At 64.8% G+C, this 1,422-nt stretch carries 1 protein-coding gene; it reads right to left on the bottom strand.

All coding sequences use genetic code 11. The features are described from left to right. Nucleotides 1-29: 29 nt before the first annotated feature. On the bottom strand, nt 30-1,373 hold the full coding sequence (locus tag ACTWQJ_RS51335; RefSeq protein ID WP_443313194.1) for an IS630 family transposase: 1,344 nt from the start codon (nt 1,371-1,373) through the stop codon (nt 30-32). Between the last annotated feature and the right edge of the window lie 49 nt (nt 1,374-1,422).

Genomic DNA, 1,422 nt, shown 5'->3' with positions numbered 1-1,422 from the left:
CTAGTGTGATGCGCCAGAAATCCTGAGGGTTAATTTTCCTCTGTTTTCTGGTTGTTGGCTCCGACCTTGGTGAGGTAGTCGGCGAGGGAGTTGAGGATCTCGTCGGCGGACTTGGTCCAGGTGAAGGGCCGTGGGTTCTCGTTCCAGGTGTCGATCCATGCGGCGATGTCGTCCTCCAGGGCCTTCACGGACGTGTGGACGCCCCGACGGATGAGCTTGTCGGTCAACAGGCCGAACCACCGCTCGACTTGGTTCATCCATGAGGAGCCGGTCGGGGTGAAGTGGACGTGGAATCGGGGGTGCTTGCCCAGCCACGTCCTGATCTCGGCGGTGTTGTGGGTGGCGTAGTTGTCGCAGACCAGATGAACGTCGAGGCCGGCTGGGACCGCCTTGTCGATCGTGACCAGGAACTTCTTGAACTCAATCGCCCGGTGGCGGCGGTGCAGCGCCGATATGACCGTGCCGTCGGCGATGTTGAAGGCCGCGAACAGGCTGGTGATGCCGTGCCGGTAGTAGTCATGGGTACGCCGCTCGGGCATGCCCGGCATCATCGGCAGCACCAGCTGGGACCGGTCCAGGGCCTGGATCTGGGACTTCTCGTCCACGCACAGCACCACCGCCTTCTCGGGCGGGTGGTGGTACAGGCCGACGACATCGACGACCTTGGCGACGAACTGCGGGTCGGTGGAGAGCTTGAAGGAGTCCTGCAGGTGCGGCTTGAGGTCGAACCGCTTCCAGATCCGCCCGATGGTCGATTTCGACAGGCCGGTGCGCTCGGCCATCGAGGCCCGCGACCAGTGCGTGTCCTTGCCCGGAGTGGACTCCAAGGTTGCCACGACGACGTCCTCGACCTGATCGAGCAGGATCGAGGGCGGCCGGCCCACCCGGGGCTCGTCGGACAGGCCGTCGAGACGTCTGACGATGAACCGGGCACGCCAGCGTTCCACGGTCGACTCATCAACACCGAGGTCGGCCGCGGCCTGTCGGTTCGTTCCGCCCTCCGCGCAGCGCAGCACGATCTTCGCCCGCAACGCCAGATACTGGGCCGTCTTCGCCCGCCTCGCCCACCGGGCGAGCTGATCCCGCTCAGCCTCACTCAAAATCAGGTCAGCCTTCGGCCGACCGATATGACCGGTGTCCTCGAGCCCCGCCATCCGCTCCGCGACGAAGGCCCCGCGCCACTTCCTCACCGTCTTGACCGCCACACCAACGGCCCGCGCAGCACCCGCATTCGACATGCCTTCAGCACACGCCAGGATGATCCGGGCCCGCTCCGCCGGACGCCGATCCGGCAATCCCGCCCGCCGCAGCAACTCGGCACGCTCGTCCTCGGACAGCGTGATCTCCACAGCAGAAGGACCCGGATGCGACATACCAACAGACTACTTATTAACCCTCAGGATTTCTGGCGCATCACACTAG

Origin of the sequence: Streptomyces sp. KR55, assembly GCF_052245645.1 — a bacterium.
GTDB lineage: Bacteria > Actinomycetota > Actinomycetes > Streptomycetales > Streptomycetaceae > Streptomyces > Streptomyces flavusporus.
Note: the sequence above shows the minus strand (reverse complement) of the source record. Positions and strands in the feature narration are given on the sequence as shown.

Bases quoted from the DNA above. Each gene is read 5' to 3' on its own strand.
- ACTWQJ_RS51335 (WP_443313194.1), bottom strand. From the start codon at position 1,373: ATGTCGCATCCGGGTCCTTCTGCTGTGGAGATCACGCTGTCCGAGGAC.